8 protein-coding genes are annotated in these 5,563 nt (G+C 50.6%); all 8 read left to right on the forward strand.

What is annotated here, in order from left to right:
* A partial coding sequence (locus LIQ05_RS18895) for an ArdC-like ssDNA-binding domain-containing protein (RefSeq protein ID WP_226822888.1) occupies positions 1-893 on the forward strand: 893 nt, incomplete at its 5' end.
* 96 nt (positions 894-989) lie between these two features.
* Positions 990-1,304, forward strand: a complete 315-nt coding sequence (locus LIQ05_RS18900; protein WP_015513376.1) for a hypothetical protein — start codon at positions 990-992, stop codon at positions 1,302-1,304.
* Between the two features lie 30 nt (positions 1,305-1,334).
* Positions 1,335-1,586: a DUF4314 domain-containing protein gene (locus LIQ05_RS18905; RefSeq protein ID WP_015513377.1), complete on the forward strand. Its 252-nt coding sequence runs from the start codon at positions 1,335-1,337 to the stop codon at positions 1,584-1,586.
* Positions 1,577-3,343: a VirD4-like conjugal transfer protein, CD1115 family gene (locus LIQ05_RS18910; RefSeq protein WP_412377306.1), complete on the forward strand. Its 1,767-nt coding sequence runs from the start codon at positions 1,577-1,579 to the stop codon at positions 3,341-3,343. The genes LIQ05_RS18905 and LIQ05_RS18910 overlap by 10 nt, the downstream gene beginning before the upstream one ends.
* Positions 3,343-3,717: a hypothetical protein gene (locus LIQ05_RS18915; RefSeq protein ID WP_006428302.1), complete on the forward strand. Its 375-nt coding sequence runs from the start codon at positions 3,343-3,345 to the stop codon at positions 3,715-3,717. Before LIQ05_RS18910 ends, LIQ05_RS18915 begins: the two co-directional genes overlap by 1 nt.
* Before the next feature lie 74 nt (positions 3,718-3,791).
* On the forward strand, positions 3,792-4,631 hold the full coding sequence (locus tag LIQ05_RS18920) for a hypothetical protein (RefSeq protein ID WP_044920352.1): 840 nt from the start codon (positions 3,792-3,794) through the stop codon (positions 4,629-4,631).
* Positions 4,632-4,643: 12 nt separating this feature from the next.
* Positions 4,644-5,081 carry a DUF4313 domain-containing protein gene (locus tag LIQ05_RS18925; protein ID WP_006428304.1) on the forward strand — a complete coding sequence of 146 codons (438 nt, stop codon included), beginning with the start codon at positions 4,644-4,646 and terminating at the stop codon, positions 5,079-5,081.
* Between the two features lie 8 nt (positions 5,082-5,089).
* Positions 5,090-5,533 (forward strand): PrgI family protein, encoded by a 444-nt coding sequence (locus LIQ05_RS18930; protein WP_006428305.1) that lies wholly within the window; start codon positions 5,090-5,092, stop codon positions 5,531-5,533.
* Positions 5,534-5,563 lie beyond the last annotated feature (30 nt).

The following is a 5,563-nucleotide window of genomic DNA, read 5'->3' on the forward strand; positions in this document are numbered from 1 at the left end:
CCCAGCGGTTATCGAAAGAAGAATATGCCGCACAGAAAAAGCAGGAGAGGGAAGAAATCTGGGGTATGATCGATGGAAAGGCACAGGAGGTCTTCCAGAATGGGGACTCCTTAAAAGGATTCCTTGATTTTATGGGACAGTGCAAGCCGCAGAGGACAGACAACCTGTTCCTGCTTTATGCACAGAATCCGGAGATCCGGCAGGTCAAGACCTTTGAAAAATGGAAGGAAGAAGGCAAGGTAGTCAAGACCGGAAGCAAGGGATACAACTTCATTGTCGGACAGGAATATGAAAAGGACGGTGTCATCCAGCAGGGGTACTCCATCCAGAAAGCCTATGACATCAGCCAGATCCGTACCAAGCAGCCAGAAGAGGCAGAGCCAAAGCCGATGGACCAGCTGATGGAAGCACTGCTGACCGACAGCGAGGTACGGATTCAGATCGCAGACAATCTGCCGGATAAGGTACAGGCACAGTACATCCCGAATAAGCGGACGATCTATGTCCGAAATGGCATGAGCGAAAATGCAACGTTCCATTCCATCAGCCGGGAGCTGGCCTGTGCATCCCTTGACCATCACGATGGAAGCTACAGCCGGGCAGGGGTATCGGCACAGGCCTATTGTGCGGCGTATGTGACAGCACAGAAATACGGCGTGGATGTCTCCGGTTTTTCCTTTGACAAGGTATGCCAGATGCAGGCATTCGGACAGAAAGATCCGAAAGAACTCCGCTCCTTTATCCAGGATGTAAAGAGTGCAGCCTATTCCATTGGCAAGCAGGTAGACCGCAACCTTGGCAAAAGCGAGCAGGAATTTATGACCGATGAATTTGCCATCCCGGAGGAAAAAACGGAGAAACCTGCCAAGAGTAAAAAGTCTCCGGAACGCTGATAAAAAGGGGCTTTTCCGGCTCTTTTGCAGTAGCTTTCCGGGAGGAAGTGTGGTATGTTGTGGTTGAGAAAAAAGAGGAAAAAAGGAGGCTCGCCTATGACAAGAATGCGATATGTAAAGATGGACCGGATCATGAACCACATGCTGATCCATGCACTCCGGGAAGTGTTCCGGCAGGAAAAAGAACAGGGGCTTCCGGTGGATACCACACGGGATCTGGTTCTGAAGCTGGCAGAGCAGGAAGAGGGAAAGCTCTACCTGACAGAAGCCGAACACAGCAAATCCGTGGAAGCCTTAAACCAGCTCCGGGACACATACCTGAAAAACGGACGCTATTCCGATGGGATCGACAGCGTCCTGTTAAAGATCATGAAATCCAGATACCGCCCATACCGTGGAAGGGGAAGATGAAGAAAGGATGTGGTACAAATATACAGAAATATGACACAAGAAAGAATAGAAGCCATGCGGAGAAGATATCCGCCGGGAACCGAGGTCACGCTTAACAGCATGGAGGGGGAGAGCCACATGCCACCCGGCTTAAAAGGTAAGGTGGATATGGTAGACGATGCAGGGCAGATCCACGTAAACTGGGAGAATGGAAGCAGCCTTGCCCTCGTTCCGGGAGTGGACAGCTTCCACATTACGGACCTGCCAAGAGCAGAGAGGCCCAAACAGCAGCCATCCCGGTAACAAACAGCCGGAAGTCAGACTGGGTGATTTGGCTTGCCGGACTGCCTGTCATCTGGTGGGTAGCAATCCTGCTTGCGGATGCCATCCAGCCGGGCAGGAATCTTTTCGAGCTAATGGAGGTTCTCACAGAAAAGCTGAACCATCCCTTCCAGTTTCATTATACGGAATATACCATCAAGTCGATGCTGGTCTGCACGTTACTTTACGCAGCCGGGATCGGCATTTTTTATTCCAGTCAGAAGAACTACCGCAGAGGGGAAGAACATGGCTCTGCCAGATGGGGCGATGCCCGGCAGATCTGTAAGAAATATAGCCAGAAGCCGTACTCCCAGAACATCCTGCTGACACAGAACTTCCGCATTAGCCTTGACACCCACAAGCACCGCAGATGTCTCAACATTCTCGTAGTGGGAGGCTCCGGTGCAGGAAAATCCAGAGGCTTTGCCCTGCCAAACATCATGCAGTGCTGCTGTTCGATGGTCATCACCGATCCGAAAGCCGAGCTGCTCCGAAAGACAGGCGGTCTGCTGGAAAAGAAAGGATATGAGGTGCGTGTCTTTGACCTCATCAATCCCGACACATCTTTTTGCTACAATCCATTCGAGTATGTCCACGATGACAAAGACGTGCTCCGTCTTATTTCCAATCTGATACAAAACACCACACCCAAAGGTTCCCAGTCCTCCGATCCCTTCTGGGAGAAGAGCGAAACCGCACTGCTTCAGGCACTGATGCTGTATCTGCTCCACGAAGCTCCGCCGGAAGAACAGAACTTCGCCATGATCATGGAGATGTTAGGCTCGGCACAGGTAAAAGAAGAGGACGAGGACTACGAGTCCCCTCTGGACATTTTGTTTGACCGTCTGGAGATGCGGGACCCGGACAGCATTGCCGTCAAGCAGTATCACATTTACAAGCAGGCGGCAGGAAAGACCGCCAAGTCCATCCTGATCAGTGTAGGTGTCCGGCTGGCAGCCTTCAATCTGCCGCAGATCGCCAAGCTGACCAATACTGATGAACTGGATCTTTCCAACATGGGAGAAAGAAAAGTTGCCCTTTTCTGTTGTATCCCGGATGCAGACACCTCTTTGAATTATCTGGTAGGCATGATCTACAGCCAGCTTTTCCAGACGCTTTATTACATGGCAGACCGTGTGCATGGCGGTGCCCTCCCGGTTCCGGTCAACTGCATCATGGATGAGTTTCCAAACGTATCCCTGCCAAATGAGTTTGAGAAGATCCTGGCAACCTGCCGTTCCCGTTCCATTTACTGCAGCATCATCATCCAGAACATGAGCCAGCTAAAGGCTCTGTTCAAGGACTCCTGGGAAAGTCTGGTGGGCAACTGCGATGAGTTTTTATACCTGGGCGGCAATGAAAAAGAGACACACAAATATGTATCAGAATTACTGGGGAAAGAAACCATAGACACCAACACCTACGGGCAGACCAAAGGAAAATCCGGCAGCTACTCCACCAACTTCCAGCAGAGCGGAAGGGAGCTGTTACAGCCGGATGAAGTCCGTATGCTGGATAACCAGAATGCACTTCTGTTTATCCGCGGGGAGCGGCCCATACTGGATGCCAAGTATGACCTGATGAAGCATCCCAACATCCGGTATACCGAGGACGGAGGTGCCGGCCCGTTCAATTATGCGAAAGCACCGCTGGCGCATGATGATTTTACATTTGACGAAACAAGATATGACGATTACGAACTGCTTCTGGATGAGGACATCATCGGGGAGCTTTTTTGATGGGAGGAATGCCAATGAATTTACTGAAAAATAAGAAACACACAGAAATCAGGAAAGAGACCGCACCGCTGAAGATGAAGAGAGGGCAGAAGAAACTGTTTGCTCTGTATGCAGTTACGGTACTGTCGATCTGCATTGGGGCGACCTGCGTTTATGCCGCAGGCGATCCGCTGACCGTAGTCAATAACCTGTCCACGTTTATCTTTTCCCTGATCCGAGCCATTGGCCTGATCCTGCTGGGATTTGGTATCGTGCAGGTCGGTCTGTCCTTAAAGAGCCACGATCCAAGCCAGAGGGCAAACGGATTTCTGACACTGGCAGGCGGTATCATCATTACCTTTGCAAAAGAGATCCTGGACCTGATCATGGGATAGGAGAAGAGTCCAGAAGGGGAGCCATGCGAAATGCCGGCTCCCTGCTCACTTTTGAGGATGGGAGGTGAAACTGTTTGAGTGATAACTGGATCGTACAGAATCTAAATTCTGCCTTGCAGACCTGGAGCGACAAGCTGGCTGAAATCTGGACACTGCTGACGCAAAGCCCGGAGAATTTCAAGGGCGGGGCAATCTGGAGCGTGATGACGAACATCAACGGTGGACTGAAAGCCATCGGGTACGGCCTGCTGGTTCTGTTCTTTGCGGCAGGGCTGATAAAAACCTGTGGGAGCTTCACGGATATGAAAAAGCCGGAACACGTAGTGAAAGCCTTTATCCGTTTTGCACTGGCACAGGGAGCCGTTATGTCCGGCATGGAGCTTCTGACTGCGATCTTTTCCATTGTGCAGGGCATCGTGACAAACATCATGTCCCACTCCGGGATGGCAGGGGGAACCGTAACGGAACTGCCCTCGGAGATCGTGGACAAGATCGAAGCGGTCGGGATGCTGGAATCCATCCCTTTGTGGATCGTAACCCTGTTAGGCAGTCTGCTAATTACCGTGCTTTCCTTTGTAATGATCCTGACCGTATATGGAAGAATGTTCAAGCTGTACATGTACACGGCCATCGCACCGATTCCATTGGCAACCTTTGCCGGGGAGCCAACCCAGTCTGTAGGAAAGAACTTTATCCGTTCCTACGCCGGGGTATGTCTGGAAGGAGCCATCATCGCACTGGCCTGCATCATCTTTTCGGTGTTTGCATCAAGTCCGCCGGCCATCGGGGACACCAGCCTGTCCGCCGTGACCATTGTCTGGAATTACGTCGGGGAACTGGTATTTAACCTGCTGGTACTGGTCGGGGCAGTCAAGGCATCCGACCGTATCGTAAAAGAAATCATGGGATTATAGGAGGCGAAAAAAATGGAAGAACCAAAGACACTGAGCTACGACTGGCAGTATGGCCGGGAGGAATTATTTCTCAGGGTAGACGGTTACATGAGCGATGACAATCTCTATATCGGGCTTTACCATATGGAAGATGGATACCCGGAAAGCTTTGCAGACCTTACGGTAAACCTGCCTTTTGCTCCGCTGGGCGGTATCAATGAAGCCTATATCGACCACAATTTCAGTAAAGAAAAGCTTCGTTTTATAAAGCAGCATAAGCTGGGAACGATACAGCCGGATACCGCATCCTCCGGTTACTGCATTTTCCAGAGGGTTGCATTCGACCTGAAAAAACTGGCAGAGCTTGATCCGGAAGGAACAAAAAGATTTATGGAAAGAAATGGCATCCGGCAAAGGGATGTACCAAAACAGAAACAAAAGAAAAAACAGAGATTACAAAGAGAAAGGTAGAAAACAACATGGAAGTGAAAATGAATAAAGAAATCCGAGACTATCAGGAGTCAATGTTCTGGGGCTTAAGCTTCCGGCAGTGCTTATTTTCGGTACTGGCGATCCTGGCAGCCCTTGGAATCTATTTTGTCACCCGGAAATATGCCGGGGAACAGGTAACCGGATGGCTGTGCATCCTTGGGGCGGCTCCCTTTGCAGCCTGCGGCTTTTTTCGTTACCACGGCATGACGGCAGAACAGTTCGCATGGGCAGTCATCAAATCCGAACTGCTGTACCCGAAACGGCTGGTATTCAAATCAGAGAACCTGTACTTTTCCTGCATGGAAGAGAGCCTGCGGCTGGGTGAAAAGATGATGGGAAACGGAGCGGAGCTTCTGGAGAAGAAGCGGACGAAACAGAAGAAACCAAAGAAGCCAAAGAAGCCAGGAGGAAGGGGTGATGCCTTTGATTAAAACCCTGAGTCAGACACTGAAACAGGACAA

It is taken from the genome of Blautia glucerasea, from assembly GCF_020537505.1.
In the GTDB taxonomy this organism is placed as follows: domain Bacteria; phylum Bacillota; class Clostridia; order Lachnospirales; family Lachnospiraceae; genus Blautia_A.